This is a genomic window from Roseisolibacter agri, assembly GCF_030159095.1.
GTDB lineage: Bacteria > Gemmatimonadota > Gemmatimonadetes > Gemmatimonadales > Gemmatimonadaceae > Roseisolibacter > Roseisolibacter agri.
Genome location: NZ_BRXS01000027.1, coordinates 1 through 257 on the forward strand (window position 1 = coordinate 1; position 257 = coordinate 257).

A 257-nucleotide genomic window follows, 5' to 3' on the forward strand; every position below is an offset into this window, starting at 1 on the left:
CCTCGCCGCCACGCGTGTGGCAGTCGGAGAGGTAGGAGTCGACCACCGCGGTGTGCGCGCTGTTGAGCGAGAGGCAGCGCGGCACGTACTGGTCGGCGCGGCCGTGGATCCAGACGCGGTCGAGCACGAGGTGGCTCGAGAGCGTCGCGAGCGACCGCTCGCTGCCGGTGCCCAGCTCCACGATGGCCTGCGCGATGGCGTTCGCCGGGTTCGAGGCGATCTCCAGGCCGACCAGGCGCCACCCGCGGGTCCCGACG

General features: G+C 73.2%; 1 protein-coding gene. It reads right to left on the reverse strand.

Translation table 11 applies throughout. From position 1 onward, the window contains the following. Positions 1-257 (reverse strand): hypothetical protein (locus tag rosag_RS25380; protein WP_284352993.1); only part of this gene is annotated, 257 nt, incomplete at both ends.